Source organism: Bacillus sp. FMQ74 (assembly GCF_001875785.1).
GTDB lineage: Bacteria > Bacillota > Bacilli > Bacillales > Bacillaceae > Bacillus > Bacillus stercoris.
In genome coordinates, this window is sequence record NZ_MOEO01000008.1 from 1 (window position 1) to 16,920 (window position 16,920).

Consider the following 16,920-nt stretch of genomic DNA (forward strand, 5'->3'; position numbering starts at 1 on the left):
GGTAAGAGGAATGATAAGATGATCTTGTTTGCTGATAATTTAAGGAAAGAAGATTTAAAATTTGAACCATATGAACCCTGTCCTTGTTTATCAGGTAAGAAGTTCAAGTTTTGCTGTTACCAAAAAGCAAGAAACTTTAAACAGAAATCTTTAAGTGAGCTTAATTATTCTGAAAGCAGAATACAATATGAAATGAGTAAGCTGTGGGATGAAACTGATTTCAAAACATGTTTTGGATTTAAGAAAGAAGAATGTGGAGATTTAATAAAAAATGCTCACTCGATACAAAATAATAGAATTCTTAATCGGATAAGTGATGAAAATCATGTTTATCAAATTTCGCATAGATTCTCTAAGGATGAAGGAATTACTACTGAGTTTAAAAGGATTAGCAAGAATAAAGCTAGTACTTTTTTCGGTTTTTGTGATTTTCACGATACAGAATTGTTTAAGCCTATAGAGTTAAAGGATTATGAAAATGAAGAAATACAAAATTTTTTATTTGCATTTAGAGCACTATCTATTGAAATGCATAAAAAAATTAGAAGGTTGGAGTCACTTAGAAATATATCCAAAAAGTACCCAAATAAATTAATTGACCCTTTTTTTGTTTATAACTTTAAACAAGCAGAGCTTGATATTAGAGATTTTAAATCTGATTATGAAAAGTTTAAAAGGGGCTATATTGAAAATAACTTTTCAAATATAAAAACATTATTTCGAAAGTTGCCATTTGAAATTAATTTTGCTGTATCGACTTCTTTTGCAGTCAATGAGGACTTAAATGGAAATACTTTAAATGAAATTCATAATATTGATAAGAACCTTGTGCTTCCCTCAATTTATCTAAATATTTATCCTATCGAAGGTGGTACAAATATTATCATCTCATATTTTCTAGATAATGATGATGTGTATGGAGAATATTTTAATCAATTAGAGCATTTAAATGATAAAGAATTTGTCGAGTATCTAAACTTTCTAATCATAGAATATACAGAAAATATCTTTTTCAGGCCTAATTTTATAGAAAATTTAAACGAAGAACAGAAGTATTCTTTGTTAAAAAGTTTTGAGTCATCATTTTTCCCACTGGAAAAATTCGAACTATTATATGAGGATAATTATTATAATTTTGATCTTTTTTCAAGAGACACTCAATAGAGTGTCTTTTTTTTATATTCCCTGTAACTGCTTCCGCGGTAAATCTCAGGAAAGAAATGGTCGGTTGTCGACTTGGATACGGGGCAGTTTAGAGGGAGTATCTTCAAAACAACTTAATTCAAAAGGAGGCGGCAGTGAATGTAGATGGTTGAAAAGCACATACTGGCGTATAAGGATTTATGTCAAAAGTATGAAATACAAAGACCTTGCTGAGAAATATGAGGTGTCTGTGAACAACATTAAATCATGGAAACAGCGGCATGGTTGGCAAAGAAAAAAGGGTGCACCCGCTAAGAAAAGTGTCCATACAAAAAAAGTAGGTGCACCACTCGGTAACAAGAATGCGTTAGGTAATAAAGGGGGCGCACCACACAGAAATCAAAACGCTGTGACACACGGATTTTCTCTAAATTCTTACCTAAAGACACGCTCTCTATCATAGAAGAGATTCAGGAGCGATCACCTGTCGATATGATATGGGATCAGATACAGATCCAATATGCTGCAATTATAAGAGCGCAAAAGATCATGTTCGTTTCTGATTAAGGACGAGATGATTAAGGAACTGAAAAAGAAAAAGTCTGTCCTATCTGAGACAAATGAAGTCGAAGAGGAAAAATACGAATTCCAATTTTCTTGGGATCGTCATGCAACGTTCTTGAACGCGCAATCTCGGGCAATGGCAGAGCTCAGGAACCTTATAAAGCAGTTTGACGAATTAGCTCATTCAGAAGACGAACGACGCCTTAAATATCAATAAGAAAAAATTAGAGATTGAAGAACTTACTGAAGAAGATAAACCTTTTGAAATCACCATTGTGAACAAAAGTGATGACAGGAAAAAAAGAAGAATCTTAATGGTTAGTGCAAGAGTAGTTGATTTTCCAGATGGAATGACGGGAAAGGTAAGAGGAAGGAATCCTCTTGTACGATATAGCAACAAAACTACATTTGATGTCCATGAATCCACTAATATAAGAGAAGATGTCCAAGATATTAGAAGTGAGATAGCTCAAATTAAAGAAGCTATAGAAGCAAGTTTACAAACAGCAAGTAGTCAAAATGGAGGTGGAGATATAATGGAAAAAATACTTGAAAAGGTAAATGAAATTGACAAAAAGGTAGCTGTCATAGAGGAACGAACAAAAAAACTTGATAATCTGGCTACAAAAGATGAGATAAAAACTTAATTTCAGAAGCAATTACCAATTCAGGAATGGCCACCAAGGAACATGTTGAACTAAAAATAGTTAGTTCGCGTAATGCAATTATTTTATGGACTATAGCGACGGTTATTGCTGCAACAGGCATATTAATAAAATTTTTATAAAGAAGAATACAGGTTATATTGCAATCCCCTCAAAAATTTTGGTTACTTAAAAGATGTAATTATTTAGTGAAATAAAAGTTATGAATAAATGTAAATGTTATATAAGCAACAGATTCTCTCTTTATATCAAAAATATCAATCTGCTTTGATTCCAAAAGATCTTGTAAATGGTCTGGACCGTGTTGTTCAGCTACTTGCAATTCTCCTTCTGATATAGGTAAAGCCATTAGCCAAGTAACATTTTTGTTGCTAAATTCAAGTAGCTCTAAATCTTCCTCCCACAGAAATGGGGGAACGAACATAACATGTTTCATGTCGGTTTCCTGATCATACATATTAATCACATCTTTAAAAATAACACCTGGTGCACAAGAGAAGTTTGAGTTGATTATATTAAAGGCACAAGTTGATAAAACATTAGCATATATGTCTGAAGCTGACTCCATTGCAGCTACGATTTCTACCCGCAACGGAGTGCCATTCACCTCATAATTAATAGAATGATCTGACAAACCTAGAGTTGAATATGACGTGATACCTTCCTGAGGCTGGTCACTGACCGATAAAATATCAATGCTGCTACTCTTGTTATCATCCCAATATTTCGTAACCTTTGGTTTACCTTCAAAAGCTCCTAAAACTGTTCTAGCAATTTCTTTATTTTCTTGTGTAATGACCATTAGACAATCTCTACGACAATTTCTAATGTATATATATTTGTCTTTAAACAGTATCTCGTTAAAGAAGCCGAAAAAGCAGTGAGGTGTAAAATTACAATTCTAATATACTCTCTATGCCTGTATTATTAATTAATAAATCACTTAAGGATGGAGCGACTTTAACAGCTTCTTCAGCATCTAAATCTCCAAAACCTACAATATACAATCCGAAACCTTCGTTTCCGTCTAAATAAATTAGAGCATTTCCACCCTCATCATCACCAATTGCGAGTGATTCTGGTATGTATTCTTGAATTTCATAAGAATCATTCATTTCAATACACCCTGTTGGACTCCAAATCCGTATGTACTTTTCGCCATCTACACTTATTTCAACTTCTGTTGCTTCACTTACTATGTCTATATAATCAGATGGTACATTTATAGGTGAGAATTCTCTTAATGATTCAATTTCTTCTATGTTAGCAGCGGGCTCTTGTGCATCTATCGAAAAATGTGAGCTAATCTTATTGAGTAAGGTCATTTCAAATCAATCCTTTCATAACTAACTTTAAGTTTATCAAACATCTTATATTGTTGTTCCAGTACATCTTCAATGGTCTTACGTGAAAATCCTGCTGCTTTTAAATCTTCAACAGTATAATTAAGTTCTTCTTGTAAAGTAGAACTCCATTTTCCTTTCCCTTGTGCAACACGTTCGTTACGTCTCGCGTTTTGTCTTTTACTAATTTCAGTATGAGGGAACCCCTTACCTGTTTCAATTGTTATAGTTGGTGCTTTGTTGGCGTCATAGCCATATTGTTTTAAGTTTTCTTTAGCCCATTGTTGCTGTAACCCATGATGAGATTGCAACCGCCCGCCATTCGGGCCGGTACCTTTAGGTTTTGGCATTGAATCTTTATGGGTCTTATTAAAAATAACAAAATTCTCTGATTTGCTACTTGCTTTTGCATTCAACTTTTTGCTAACGCCACCTACACCAAATGGAACTAGCATTGATAAAGCATTAGTTATACTTTGCTCTTGTTGTTCCTTGGAAATCTTGTTCCCGAACATATCGCGTCCGGTTAAGGCTTCGCTAAAACCGTTCGCAGAAGCAAGTCCATAAAGTCCTTTGCTGGAATTTTGAAGGACATGGAATGTCTTAGGTGTTTTGTATACATCGAGAGCTTTGTCTGCTCTATAAAATGCCTTACTTGTTGAATAAACAGCTTTTCCACCTTTAGCTAATTTACCTGCCCATCCTACGATAGGGATGTATCCTGCCGCAGCCATTGCACCGGCAGCGACCCGTTGTCCAGCAGTTAGCTTTTCGCCGGTAACAGGATCAACCCCATCAGCGGCTCTTTTATAATCATAATATCCAGAGACCTCTCCTGTAAAATTACAAACAGCATCCCAAGACTTTTCATACCATGGTCTGTTCGCCAGTTCTTCTTGTTCTTTTGCAATTCTTCTTTGTTCCGCCTGTTGGTCCTTAAAAGAGATGTAGTCTGTTGATTGTTTCTTTACATCCTCAGTCATCTTGTGAATCTCACTGTCTCTATAAGCCTTCGCATTATAGTGAATAGGAGAGGCGCTTTTGCCTTTTGCTGTCGCATTCATTAAAGCTTGATAATCAGCTTGAATCATTTGTTCATTTGCTTCTGATAGTCCGTATTCTGATGTTAAGTTTTCGTCAACTTCATCCATTTTCTCAATGGCTTCTTTTCGTTTCTTTTCGGCAGACGAAAGTTCATTTTTAAAAGTTTCTGTCGAGAACAGATCCAAAGGCAGTATATCGTTGATATCATTTAATATATCTTTCATGGCTTTTTTCTGTTCAGACATGATGGATTTTGATTTGGTGTAGGCGTTAGCAAGCTCATGCGCTAAAAAGGTTTCTTCAATGTAGGCATCTGATAAGTTGGCATCTTCTAAGAAACCAGGAATACTCGTTAAGAAAGAAATTTTCATCTCAATTAAATCAATCCATTGGTCAGCAATGCCAGCTTGATCTTCATAAAATGATTTGATGTTATTAGCACCTTTGCCTGAAAACTCGCTATCATCTAAATCTGCAACAGCTTTGAACGCTTTCTTTAATTTGACCATTTTACTTTTTAAATCTTTGTATTCCTTTGCTCGCTTTTCAGCCTCGGAGAGCAAGGTTTTGGCTTCAAATACTTTCATGATCATATCCTTTCATTTAATCGTCATAACAAAATATTACCATGGAAGAATGATGAAACTAACTGTTATGTGGATCAAATGGTGGAAATGAATCATTCGATCTGTGTCATTTTGCCTATTTGCTAATCCTTTCAATGAAAGGGGACTTTCCAATTGTAACATCGCCATCATGAAAAAATTCGATAACGTAGCCATATTCACTAAACATAAAAGTATCTGATCCAACGGCAGTTACATCATCAATTACGTTTAATGCATGCTCAAGACTGGTTTTTAATGCTGGCTGTTCTCCGTAACCCCAAAGAATAATAATGTTCCTATCTTTAAAATGGTGTTTAGCTAGCCAATCGTAAATCTCTTCCTCGTAAATTATAGATTGATGACAACAAACTTCTTCCCACTTGATTCGTCCCCAAGATGTAAAGGGAAAACTGTTTGAAAGCAGTTCATAATATTTTGCCGTTAATTCTTCTGATAAGATTTCTTTGTTTTTCCCTAGAGCTTCTAAGCATTCATCAAATAAGTCCAAAATTTTCACCTCAAAAACTTTATGTATGCTGGATTTTTTCAGTATTAGAAATAAGAAAAAGCCGTTATGAAACGGCTAAAGGGAATTAGAACTAATGTTGTTTATCGAATCAAACAAGGAATTCATGAGTAGGTGCGAGAGTTACATTCCGGGATGCTTCCTTCATTTCGCCATTAGACATAGATCCGAAAAAGGCAAGTCCAATGAAAACGGCGGATAAACTGATAAACAATTTAGATTTCATACATGCATTCCCCTTTCGGTATTTGCTTTTTAGTATATACACTATTTTTTGGGAAGGGTAGTCCTATTGCTGTTCGGCCCGCGCGCACCTTTTATGATGAAAACAATTTCAGAATGTTTGTGAATAGTTTTATACTATAAATAATTCTTTAATGAGGATTATCACAGTAAGATGCAACGGATAAAATACGTAAAAAGCCCATTTCATAAAAGTACTTGAATAACCTTTTTTACCGTTATACAGGAGAAAGAACGGGAAAGCGAAAACCATTATCCATTGATAGTCATATAAAAACAATTGGTTAAACAAGTCCGGTGCACCTAAATTGGTCAGTAAGAAGAACAAGCTGAACAAGATATAAGTGATAATCTTCAGGCCTTTCTTTTCTCTTAGGAAGTAGAATATGAGTACCATCCCCAGACCGTATAGGGATGCTTCGGTAAATAACATAAGTATGCCAATAACAATAGCTGCAATCGTACTCAATGCGTATTTTTTCGTCCGTTTACCATAATCCAAGACTGTTAGCAGCACTATACCGCATCCTAAAGATAAGAAAATGTTATTTGGTATTTTAAGTGAATAATCTAATGCAACCATTAAAATCGCAAAACCAAATAACCGAGTAATATATTTTTTCCGATTTCTCGTATGGATAAATCCTTCAACAATCAAAAAGAAAAATATTGGTGCAGCTAATTTTCCAACGTATCCGAACCATATGGGGTAATTAGGGATATAAGTATAAACGTGGTCAAATACCATTAAAATTATGGCTAATAATTTTAAAATAAATGAATTCATAATTTACTCCTTTAGAAAATTTTTAAGTTTCATATGTTATGCCCTGCTAAAGAGCGGCGAAAATTCATCTTAATCCTTCAGAACTTGTAAAACTGTTTTTTATTCGGCCCATAAGTCAAAACGAATTTCCCTCTACTTTCTGGCACAGTATGCACAGTATAAAATAAAGGACACACCGAAAAAATAGAGAAAGATTACACTAAGCTTTCAATTTTGTAATCTTTCTCTGTTTATATTCCTAATTTTTGACGTTTGGTATATATGCTGTCTTAAAGCAAATACCTAGAACATCTTGATCAATGGGCATTTTTCAATCCAAGACACAAGCTGCGCGAAATTCCAAAACTCCTTCGTTCATCTCTTTCTCAAATCAAAGCTGAATGGACCGAAGATGGCTTCTTCATTTTCCGATTTAAGGACATCAATTGGCGATATATCATTCTTTTCTTTAGCGTGTCCCGAATCATAGAGGGAAAGGCCTATTTCATTAAAGTTGTAGTAGTTTGGTTTTAGCTGCAAGTTTGGCTCGGTTTAGTGTACGTTATAAAAAAGGTGAGGGAGATGTTTTAACATGAAAAGTATGAAGTACATATTGTTTTTCTTGATCTCTTTAATTTTACAAGCTATTTTGTTTTTGGGAATAAAAAGAGATTCGGGGATTACTATACTCGACATGTTAGTTATGTCCTTGTTATTCAGTTTATTTATGTTTTTAATTGATAGAGTCCTTACAAAAAAGCAGGCATAATGCCTGCTTTTTTATTATGAACGAACCGAATAAAAAAGTTTGCGGTTTTTTTGCGGTTCAAACACTTTTTGGAAATGTTAGAATATTACATAAAAAGACATAAAAGGAGGGGCCCTGTGAATCCGGTTTTATCATCGTCAGAAGTTGGCGTAAAGATCAATGAATGGTATAAAATGATACGTCAATTTAGTGTCCCGGATGCAGAGATTTTAAAGGCTGAGGTGGAACAAGAGATCAATCAGATGGAGGAAGATGAGTATTTACTTATTTACTTCTCTCTAATGAAATTCCGTCATCAGCTTATGTTAGATTATTTGGAACCAGTTACAACAAGAATCAGGCCAACTATTGATGAACTGCTTGAAAAAATAGAAGCATCCAATAAGGGGATCACTGGTCTGTTGTCTTACTACTCTCTGTTTTTTCGTGGAATGTATGAGTTTGATAAGAGGGAATATGTCAAAGCAATTGGTTTTTATCGAGAAGCAGAAAAACACCTTACTCATGTTAATGATGATATTGAGAAGGCAGAATTTCATTTTAAGTTGGCTGAAGCTTACTATATCATGAAGCAAAATCATATCTCGATGCACCATGTTAAACAGGCGATGGACATTTATAATCAATATGAACTTTATAAAGTGCGAAAAATACAATGTCATTTCGTGATATCTGGAAATTACGTTGATTTTAAACATTTCGAGAAAAGCTTGCCGCACCTTGAAAAAGCCTTAGAGTTGTCCAAACAATTAGATCGCAATGAAAGGCTACTTAGCTCGGCTTACTACAATCTCGGAAAGAATTACGCAGATTTAGGAATAAATGATAAAGCAGATCATTTCTTAAATGAGGCTGCCAAGGTATCAGAAAGTGCTAAGTTGAGCAATTTACCACATTCAATGTTTACATACGCTAAATTTCTTTTTAAGCAAGGAAAAACAAGTGAAGCAATAAAAATGAGTAAAAAGGGTTTATCTGCTGCAATATCCCAAGGTGATAAACTTTTTGTGTCCCTGCAAAAGTACTTGGAAGCACTTTATATCAATGCAGTAGATCAAGCGGGAATCAAAAAAACGATTGATTACTTAGAAAGAAATAAGAATTATGCGTATGTGGAAGATATCGCAATTGATACGGCTGAAGTTTTTGCAAAATCAAAGGAGTTTGAAACATCATATGTTTATCATCAAAAAATGCTTGAAACGCAAAAACAAATTCAGAGGGGAGAATGCCTGTATGAATTTTAAAAAAGGCGTAATCATTATTCTTAGTGCAGTTACTTTAGGTTTAAGTTTAGTTACTACTATTACTGTAGAGAAAAGTGAAGCATATCATCAACTTTCTGACCGAAATCAAACATGAAAACTGATTAAACCCTCTTAATTGAGGGTTTTTTATTTATGTCTTGGATTGCTTCAACATTGCCAAATGAGTCAAAAGAATAAAGGTTGTACCACTTTTAAATCCTTGAGACATAACCTTATTTTGGGGGAGAGAAAAAGGAAATAGGGCACCGCAATTTAAATTTTCGGTGATACCGCAATAACTTTTTAGTTCTCATGGAGAATCTGTACGATGGGGAATTAGGTGGTTTTGGGGATTAGCTCATTAAAAAACTCATTTCGTAGATAAGACAGTTCTTCAAAAGATGGTTTCAAAATTGCAGGAGATCAATTTTGGGACTATAGGAAGGGAAGAACCTTCATTTTGTTATTTGGACAGATTAAAAACTATACCCATTTTGTGCCCAGAATTCATGATACTTGATCAAAATCAGTGTAAATAAAGTAAACGGATGCTATAAATAAAGGCTTTTGAAAATGGTCATATCTTTTTACTATGTTGAGGGACTCGATTTAGATGAAGATACCAAAACATGTTGGTATCTTTTTGGTTGTTGGAGTTATCAAATCTCCTTTAGAAGTTCATGACATGGCACCAAATGCAAGTCGTGGTAACTTTCAAAAAACTTTTGTCGGTTGATACGCAGGGTTCAACGCTTATCAATCATTGTTTGACTAATAATATGGAATAGTTTAGGATGAAAGTAAATATTTATATTTTATACACTGGGGGAGCTTTTAGAAGCTGAGAAGAGACACAAGTCCTGACCCTTTGAACCTGATTTGGTTAACACCAGCGTAGGGAAGTGAGAAAATTAGAGAGATTTTTTATCTTATCTATTTTTAAGCCACTTTCCATATGAAAGTGGCTTTATTTATTTTGAAAGGATGATATTAAAGTGACAACTAAAAAAGTTTTTTTAGCAGGGCCTTTTAAAAGTTTAGTAGACGAGAATACTGGATTGATGAGCTTACATGAAAGGGGAAAGTTGGAATCTTTAATTTCTTTTTTTGAAAATGAAGGATGGTTAGTTCATAATGCTCACAAGCGAGAAGGATGGGGGAAAGATTTCATGACACCTCAACAATGCACTAAAATTGATTTTGATGAAATAAGCACTTGTGACCTTTTTGTAGCTTTTCCTGGCTCACCGGCTTCTCCTGGAACACATATAGAAATTGGATGGGCTTCTGCCTTGAAAAAAAAGATAGTGTTATTACTAGAAAAAGATAGAGATTACGCATTCTTAATCCAAGGGTTAAATGTAGTAGCTGATGTTGAATACATTAATTTTAAAGATACCGATGATTTATTACAAAAGATTAAAAGTATCCTTATGAAATAAAAGGTGGAATCTAAATGAGAAAGAGAACTTTTCATGAAGCATATATGGAAACACTGTATGACATCTATCACAACCCTGAATTTTTGAATTCACCGCGTGGACAAAAAAGCAAAGAAAAATTGAACTATCATCTGACCCTTGAAAATCCAGTAGAACGTGTCACTTACTTACCCTCTAGAAAAACAAATATCGTGTTTAATTTTGCTGAAGTTTTATGGTATTTGTCGGGGAGTAACAACTTAGATTTTATTAGTTATTACAATAAAAAAATGCCTTTATATTCAATGAATAAAAAAACATTAACAGGCACTGCGTATGGACCTAAAATATTTGAATTTGGAAACGCAAAACTAAATCAATGGAATAGAATAAAAAATCTTTTGACACAAGAAGACATTGATTCAAAAAGGGCATTTATTCAAATATTCGATGCCTCGGAACTCTTCGTTTCTGGAAACATTGATGTTTCTTGCACAATCGGTTTGCAATTTTTCATAAGAGAAAACAAGTTATACATGTCTTCCGTAATGCGTGCAAATGATGCATTTCGAGGAATGATTAGTGATCTTTTCTCTTTTACATTTATGCAAGAATTAATGGCGAGAGAACTTTATTTAGAAGTCGGAGAATATTTCCATAATGTTGGTTCCATTCATATCTACGAGTCCGACAACGAATGGGCAAAAACAGTACTTGAGGAAGCTAAAAATTATAATGATACCTCGGCTTTTGAATTTCCTAAAATGCCTGCCGGGAATAATTGGCCTTTCATTGAAACAGTTTTAGAATATGAGTCTTTGCTTAGAAAAGATCAAATTTCATTGTCAAGGCAGGATATTGAAACTCTAGAATTACCTGAGTATTGGGAACAGGTTCTTTTACTTTTCAGTATATATCAGCATATTGCTTATAAGCGAGATATGGACCTTTCTCTATTTCAAGGCTTACTTCCTACTTATCAATTTTTTGTTAGAAATAAGTGGTTTAATTACTTCTCAACTAAACAAAAGGAGGAAATTTAATGAAAACTTCTTGGAAAGAAGACAGTGTTGCTGGTAAATTCGATGCTTATAACGACGTTTTAGAACAAACATTAGGTTTTGAGTATGTTTTTCGTAAATTTGATAAAGCGGATATTAAAAAGGTGCTCGATTTTGGCTGTGGTCCCGGAAAGGTAGCATATAGGTTAGCTGACAGAATAGATTGCAATGTAATCGCAGTAGATGAATCAAGTAAGATGTTGGATATAGCAAAGACAAAAAGAAAACATCCACATGTTGACTATCATTTAATTGAACATGATAATCTTTCCTTCTTACCAGATCATTCAGTTGATGCTGCTATGGCCTGTTACGTCTTTATTAATACAGATAGTGATCAACGTATCAAAAGAATCATGGATGAAATTTTTCGTGTGTTAAAACCAGGTGCTTCTTTTGTTATACTCGATACAAACCCTGACTCAACTGGAATAGAATTTTCAACCTTTCGCAACGGAATACCGGGGAAAGAGTATTCTTACGGAGAAGAAAGAAATGAGTGGCTTCATGTTCCTCAACAAGAAGATTTAATTTTAAATGACTTTCATTGGCCGAAGTCAATGTACTATAAACTTTTATCTAATGTAGGTTTTGAAAGTGTAACATTACTGGAACCAACGTTAAACGATATTGACGGAGAGCAGTTAAAGGCCATCGAACAAAAATTTAAATTTAATAATTGGAAAAGTGAAAAGGAATACCCGCCTTTTGTAATTTTTGAAGCAGTGAAACCTGCCTTAGGAGGTGTATGAGTTGACGGATATCTATAAAGCACTTTCGATTGCTGGAACAGATCCAACCGGGGGAGCGGGAATTCATGCAGACTTAAAAACCTTCCAGGAGCAGCAAGTATTTGGAATGGCTGTTATTACATCAGTTGTTGCTCAAAACACTCTTGGTGTGAAAAGTTTTGAGGAGGTATCTCTGAATAATATATCTCAGCAAATAGACTGTGTCATCGGAGATATAAAACCGGATGCTGTAAAAACTGGTATGCTTGCAAGCGTGGATATTATAGAACTGATAGCTGAAAAATTAAAAGCGGCTAATATCCAATCGTATGTGATGGACCCAGTTATGGTTGCTAAAAGCGGACATCATCTACTTCATAAGGATGCCGTTAATCATTTGAAAAAATTATTAATACCTCAAACCACTGTTATTACACCAAATATTCCAGAAGCAGAAGTAATAATCGGCAAATCAATTAAAACTGTACAGCAGATGCGCGATGCTGCTAAAGAAATTGTGGAAGTATATGGAGCAAAGAGTGCTGTCGTAAAAGGGGGGCATTTGAACGGAGAAGCTCGCGATATTATGTATTGTGATGAGGCTTTCGAGGAATTTGTTTCTCCTCGCTTTGATACAAAACATACCCATGGAACAGGCTGTACTTTTTCGGCCGTTATAACTGCAGAGCTAGCAAAGCAGCACAGTATACCGAAATCTGTAGCAACTGGGAAAGAATTTATTTCAGCAGCTATTAAACATCCTTTAGGTATTGGGAAGGGACATGGTCCTACAAATCATTTCGCGTATCGCTCAATCATTAACCCCACGACAGCTACTTAAGGAGTGTTAAGATGATCTATAAGGAATATGATGTATTTTTATTCGATTTAGACGGAGTTATTTATATAGGAGACAAAGCTTTACCAGAAGCTGTTTCTTCTTTAAAACGTCTCCGTGAAGAAAAGAAATCCATTCGTTTTTTAACGAATGATCCCTGTGTTACAAGAGAGACGATTGTTAAAAGGCTTCATAAACTTGGTATTTCAGCAAGTATTGATGAAGTAATTACTTCGGGGTGGGCAACAGCTGATTACCTTATTAAGGCCGGAGTAAAGAGAGCGTATATATTAGGAAATGATGAACTTAAAAGCGAGATTCAAAAAGCTGGTATTGATCTTGAAGAAGACCTAGCAGAAGCTGTTGTCATTGGATGGGATAACAATATTACTTTTCAAGATATACATAAGGCGGTAAATCTCATCCGCCGTGGGGCTTCATTTATTGCTACAAATGGAGATAAAACATTTCCCACCGCTAATGGACCAGCTCCAGCTACAGGTGCTATAGTAGCGGCTGTTAAAACGGGAGCAGATAAAAAGCCCATTATAATTGGAAAACCGGAGTCTTCAATATTTGAAAAAGTACTTGAGTCCTTTGAAGACAAAGAGAGATGCGTCATGATTGGAGATACACCTGAGACAGATATTATTGGAGCGAATCGAATGGGGATAGCTTCAATCTTAGTTTCTGATCAAAATACCTTATTTCCTGTAGAACATGACTTTAGAAATCCAGATGTTGTGATTCGAGATTTGAAGTATTTGTTCGATAGTGAAGTTAAGATAGAAGTGCGTGAGAAACCAGATTATCAATGGACAGAACAAGTTAAAGCTGGAGTCGCTGGAATAATAATCAAAGAATCAAGTTCGGTTTTATTAATGAAGCGTGCTGATAATGGTCTATGGGGCATCCCTTCAGGACATGTGGAACCTGGTGAATCAGTTGAACAAGCTATAATAAGAGAAATAAAAGAGGAAACCGGATTAACTGTTAAAGTTTCTAAAATGATAGGAGTTTATTCAGATCCAAGCTCACAAACATTTATTTACCCTGACGGAAGAGTCAGTCACTTTATTACCAACTGTTTTCAATGTGAAGTTATTGGAGGGACATTGAAAAAATCCACAGAGGAGGCCTTAGAAGTTAGGTATTTTAATATTCACGAGTTACCTGATAATCTATTGCCAATGCACCCTAGGTGGCTGGAAGATGCTTTAGCACAGAAAGACCTTGCTTTTATTCGTTAAATTAACTTTATATTTTCAATTAGTAAGATGAAGTATCCGATGAAGTATGCAAACAAGTGTGAAGGGAATCAAATAGAGAAGATGCCAATGATTAAATTGGTATCTTTTTTATTTAATTCCCTACAGATTTATCCTTGATGAAGTAGCAGTGATTATTTTGTACACAAAATGAACGTAACTTTATGCAAACATAGAGATTGAATGAGCCTTCACACTTGCGATATAGGATTTGAAAAAACAAAGAATTGCAAAATAAAAAAAGACTGGCATGTTGAATTGGGGACGTTAGGAATAACAAATAAAGAAGCAACCCCTATTTGGATACAAATACAAGAAAAAATCGTAAACGATATTGGTAAAGTACTATACGCAAAATTCTTGAAACTCTAAAAGGCATACGATAATCAAATAAATATACAAGATTACTGAGAATTTAAAAGCTTTCTCTCTCTTTATTTCGGCTATTTTAAAAGACCTGACACCAATGACAGGTCATATAACTTTCCGGTAATGAAAAAACTACTCCATTTTTACTCCGCAATATGAATAAACCATTGTAAAACAACATAATCAAAATAAACAAACACTGATATATAAAGGTTTTGTAACAGAAAACACAGTTTCACATTATTGAGGGACTAGTGGGCGTGGTATTCGTCAGAGAAGAAACCGATGATTTAAACAATCGGTTATTTTATTTGTTTTCATACTCATTGAAAATCTCCTCATTTGGACAAACAGCTGTTACATAGCATTACCCAAGGGGTGATGCATTTTATGAAGGTAATAATCATCGAGGGACCGCAAGCTGACAAATGCATTAACGATTGCTAATAAAACTTTATAGGAAGGAGATCCAGGGTGATAGCAATATATGTAGGGGTATCGACCGAGGAACAAGCGATCAAGGGATCGAGCATCGACAGTCAGATCGAGGCTTGCATAAAGAAAGCAGGGACTAAGGATGTGCTGAAGTATGCCGATGAAGGATTTTCTGGAGAATTATTAAAACGTCCCGCATTCAATCGCTTAAGGATGGATTCAAAATTGCCGCAGATCGAGTTGGTGCATAAAGAGGAAGAGCGTCAAACTCTTCCTCTTTTATGTGGATGGAATGCAGAAATGTCCTCTTGTAAAAAATTTATTTTTTAGCAAATCCCTGTTTATTTAAATACTCAAGCATGAAGGGGAGTTTGCTTCTTTCAAGATGATCCTCAATATGATCTTTCCATCCCTTTACTTTTTTCACTGTGAAAGGTGCGTTAACTGGGCGTTCTCGGTAATACTCACGCATCTGTTGATCATAGGTTGCTAATGTTTCTTCGTCTAGTGGCTGGTACTGATTATCAAACATGACCATTGATTGAGGCAAACGTGGTTTTAGTCCAGGTTTCTCTTCAGCAGGATGACCTATGCATAGCCCTACTAAAGGAATCACATGTTTTGGTAAATGTAATACCTCAGTTAATTCTGTTATATTAAGTCTTATTCCACCGATATATACACCACCGAGTCCCATTGATTCGGCTGCCGTTAAGGCATTTTGAGCCATTAGCCCAGCATCAAATGTACCTATTAAAAGGTATTCAATATACTCAAGGTCTACAGTGGGAGCAATTTGATGATTTCGGTTAAAATCGGCACAAAAAATCCAAAACTCTGCTGCCTCTTCAATATAAGGCTGATTCGCAGAAAGTTCCATCACTTTTTTTCGAAGATCTGGATCTGTAATTCTAATGATAGAAACGGCCTGAAGAAGGCTGAAAGATGAAGTTTGATTAGCTGCCTTAAAGATTGCTTCTCGTTGCTCCTCTGTTAGTGGTTGATTTGTAAAAGAACGTATGGATGTATGATTATTAAGTAATTCAACTGTAGTATTCATATTGATATTCTTCCTTTCTTAAATATTAGATGCAAGCTGATTAAGTTGGATAGGGTTATTTGTAAAAAAATAGTGTAACTTGTATACAATATGATAAGGTCATCACTCTAATTTATGAAGAGGGCAATTTAAATTGCCGTAGTACATTTTTTTGTACTTAATAGCAAAAAGATGGCTAGATTTTGTTAAGAAGGATTTGAAAAAGAATTTAAATGGAACAAACAAGAGATTTAATCCAGCAAATGTCCCTAAAAAAGGAAGCTCTTGTTGTGTTAACCTGCTTAGTTAGTAAAAAAAAGCTGCCACATTAGACAGCTTCTGATCTTTTAACTCTTGCCCCCGTTACTTTAATACATTTCTTCACAAACTCTTGTCGTAAAATTAGTCTACCTGCTCCCCAAACTTCTTCCCGAACTCTTCAATCAAATCAATTATAGGAATGAATTCTTTCCCTTTTGAGGTTAGTGAATACTCTACACGAGGAGGAACCTCAGGAAAAACCTCTCGCTTAATTAATCCATCTGTTTCTAGTTCTCTCAACTGCTTTGTAAGAGAACCTTGTGAAATGTCCCATAAAAAAGCTTTAATTTCGCTATAACGACGTTCTTTTGTTTTTAAAAACCAAAGAATAATATACTTCCAGCGTCCTGAAAGTATATTTTGGGTATAGGCAATGCCATATACTTCTCTTTGTTCCTTTATACACTCTTTGTCAAATCCATCCTTACATATTCTAGACACCTTTTCACCTGCTTTCTACTGTTACGTACAAAAAAATGTACTACGGCAATTTTAATTGCCTACTTTAAAAAGATGAGA

Annotated in this window: 17 protein-coding genes, 4 pseudogenes and 1 riboswitch; of the genes and pseudogenes, 12 read left to right on the forward strand and 9 right to left on the reverse strand. The window is 34.9% G+C overall.

Going from position 1 to position 16,920, the window contains the following annotated elements:
- The 3 genes and pseudogenes from BLL41_RS15175 to BLL41_RS22810 all read left to right on the forward strand — a co-directional run.
- Window positions 1-1,164, forward strand: a 1,164-nt coding sequence (locus tag BLL41_RS15175; protein WP_256252454.1) for an SEC-C domain-containing protein, incomplete at its 5' end; no start/stop codon positions are given.
- Between the two features lie 144 nt (window positions 1,165-1,308).
- Window positions 1,309-2,000 (forward strand): annotated as a pseudogene (terS, locus tag BLL41_RS15180) (phage terminase small subunit); the annotation flags it as partial.
- 21 nt (window positions 2,001-2,021) lie between these two features.
- Window positions 2,022-2,354, forward strand: coding sequence for a hypothetical protein (locus BLL41_RS22810; protein ID WP_177230639.1), 333 nt, complete (start codon window positions 2,022-2,024; stop codon window positions 2,352-2,354).
- A 199-nt stretch (window positions 2,355-2,553) separates the two neighbouring features.
- Here BLL41_RS22810 and BLL41_RS15185 read toward each other — a convergent pair whose 3' ends face one another.
- The 7 genes and pseudogenes from BLL41_RS15185 to BLL41_RS15215 form a co-directional block, all read right to left on the reverse strand.
- Complete coding sequence (locus BLL41_RS15185; RefSeq protein ID WP_071578500.1) at window positions 2,554-3,174, reverse strand: suppressor of fused domain protein; 621 nt, start codon at window positions 3,172-3,174, stop codon at window positions 2,554-2,556.
- Window positions 3,175-3,265: 91 nt separating this feature from the next.
- Window positions 3,266-3,697 (reverse strand): SMI1/KNR4 family protein, encoded by a 432-nt coding sequence (locus BLL41_RS15190; RefSeq protein WP_071578501.1) that lies wholly within the window; start codon window positions 3,695-3,697, stop codon window positions 3,266-3,268.
- Entirely contained in the window at window positions 3,694-4,065 is a 372-nt protein-coding gene (locus BLL41_RS23110; protein WP_256252456.1) for a hypothetical protein, read from the reverse strand. The genes BLL41_RS15190 and BLL41_RS23110 overlap by 4 nt, the downstream gene beginning before the upstream one ends.
- Window positions 4,057-5,346 (reverse strand): annotated as a pseudogene (locus BLL41_RS15200) (ribonuclease YeeF family protein); the annotation flags it as partial. The gene BLL41_RS23110 and the pseudogene BLL41_RS15200, both read right to left, overlap by 9 nt.
- A gap of 115 nt (window positions 5,347-5,461) precedes the next feature.
- Window positions 5,462-5,875 carry a CDI toxin immunity protein gene (locus BLL41_RS23385; RefSeq protein ID WP_071578502.1) on the reverse strand — a complete coding sequence of 138 codons (414 nt, stop codon included), beginning with the start codon at window positions 5,873-5,875 and terminating at the stop codon, window positions 5,462-5,464.
- 109 nt (window positions 5,876-5,984) lie between these two features.
- Window positions 5,985-6,119, reverse strand: coding sequence for a phosphatase RapE inhibitor PhrE (gene phrE, locus BLL41_RS15210; protein ID WP_071578503.1), 135 nt, complete (start codon window positions 6,117-6,119; stop codon window positions 5,985-5,987).
- A 129-nt stretch (window positions 6,120-6,248) separates the two neighbouring features.
- A complete protein-coding gene (locus tag BLL41_RS15215; protein WP_071578504.1) occupies window positions 6,249-6,923 on the reverse strand; it encodes a TraX family protein in 675 nt (224 codons plus the stop codon).
- Between the two features lie 864 nt (window positions 6,924-7,787).
- Between BLL41_RS15215 and BLL41_RS15220 the strand changes: the two genes are divergently transcribed.
- The 9 genes and pseudogenes from BLL41_RS15220 to BLL41_RS15260 form a co-directional block, all read left to right on the forward strand.
- Window positions 7,788-8,918: a response regulator aspartate phosphatase gene (locus tag BLL41_RS15220; RefSeq protein ID WP_071578505.1), complete on the forward strand. Its 1,131-nt coding sequence runs from the start codon at window positions 7,788-7,790 to the stop codon at window positions 8,916-8,918.
- Entirely contained in the window at window positions 8,908-9,033 is a 126-nt protein-coding gene (locus tag BLL41_RS23115; RefSeq protein WP_256252455.1) for a hypothetical protein, read from the forward strand. The genes BLL41_RS15220 and BLL41_RS23115 overlap by 11 nt, the downstream gene beginning before the upstream one ends.
- A gap of 699 nt (window positions 9,034-9,732) precedes the next feature.
- Window positions 9,733-9,836: riboswitch (TPP riboswitch) on the forward strand.
- Between the two features lie 77 nt (window positions 9,837-9,913).
- A complete protein-coding gene (locus tag BLL41_RS15225) occupies window positions 9,914-10,360 on the forward strand; it encodes a nucleoside 2-deoxyribosyltransferase (RefSeq protein WP_071578506.1) in 447 nt (148 codons plus the stop codon).
- 14 nt (window positions 10,361-10,374) lie between these two features.
- Window positions 10,375-11,382, forward strand: coding sequence for a thymidylate synthase (locus BLL41_RS15230; RefSeq protein WP_071578507.1), 1,008 nt, complete (start codon window positions 10,375-10,377; stop codon window positions 11,380-11,382).
- Window positions 11,382-12,152, forward strand: a complete 771-nt coding sequence (locus tag BLL41_RS15235) for a class I SAM-dependent methyltransferase (RefSeq protein WP_071578508.1) — start codon at window positions 11,382-11,384, stop codon at window positions 12,150-12,152. The genes BLL41_RS15230 and BLL41_RS15235 overlap by 1 nt, the downstream gene beginning before the upstream one ends.
- A gap of 1 nt (window position 12,153) precedes the next feature.
- Entirely contained in the window at window positions 12,154-12,972 is an 819-nt protein-coding gene (gene thiD, locus BLL41_RS15240) for a bifunctional hydroxymethylpyrimidine kinase/phosphomethylpyrimidine kinase (protein WP_071578509.1), read from the forward strand.
- Window positions 12,973-12,983: 11 nt separating this feature from the next.
- Window positions 12,984-14,219, forward strand: a complete 1,236-nt coding sequence (locus BLL41_RS15245) for an HAD-IIA family hydrolase (protein ID WP_071578510.1) — start codon at window positions 12,984-12,986, stop codon at window positions 14,217-14,219.
- 777 nt (window positions 14,220-14,996) lie between these two features.
- Window positions 14,997-15,165: pseudogene (locus BLL41_RS23120) on the forward strand (hypothetical protein).
- Window positions 15,123-15,263: pseudogene (locus tag BLL41_RS15260) on the forward strand (recombinase family protein); the annotation flags it as partial. The pseudogenes BLL41_RS23120 and BLL41_RS15260, both read left to right, overlap by 43 nt.
- Window positions 15,264-15,360: 97 nt before the next feature.
- Here the strand turns inward: BLL41_RS15260 and nfsA are convergent.
- Complete coding sequence (gene nfsA / locus BLL41_RS15265; RefSeq protein WP_071578512.1) at window positions 15,361-16,101, reverse strand: oxygen-insensitive NADPH nitroreductase; 741 nt, start codon at window positions 16,099-16,101, stop codon at window positions 15,361-15,363.
- 381 nt (window positions 16,102-16,482) lie between these two features.
- A complete protein-coding gene (locus BLL41_RS15270) occupies window positions 16,483-16,842 on the reverse strand; it encodes a winged helix-turn-helix transcriptional regulator (RefSeq protein WP_071578513.1) in 360 nt (119 codons plus the stop codon).
- Window positions 16,843-16,920: the final 78 nt, after the last annotated feature.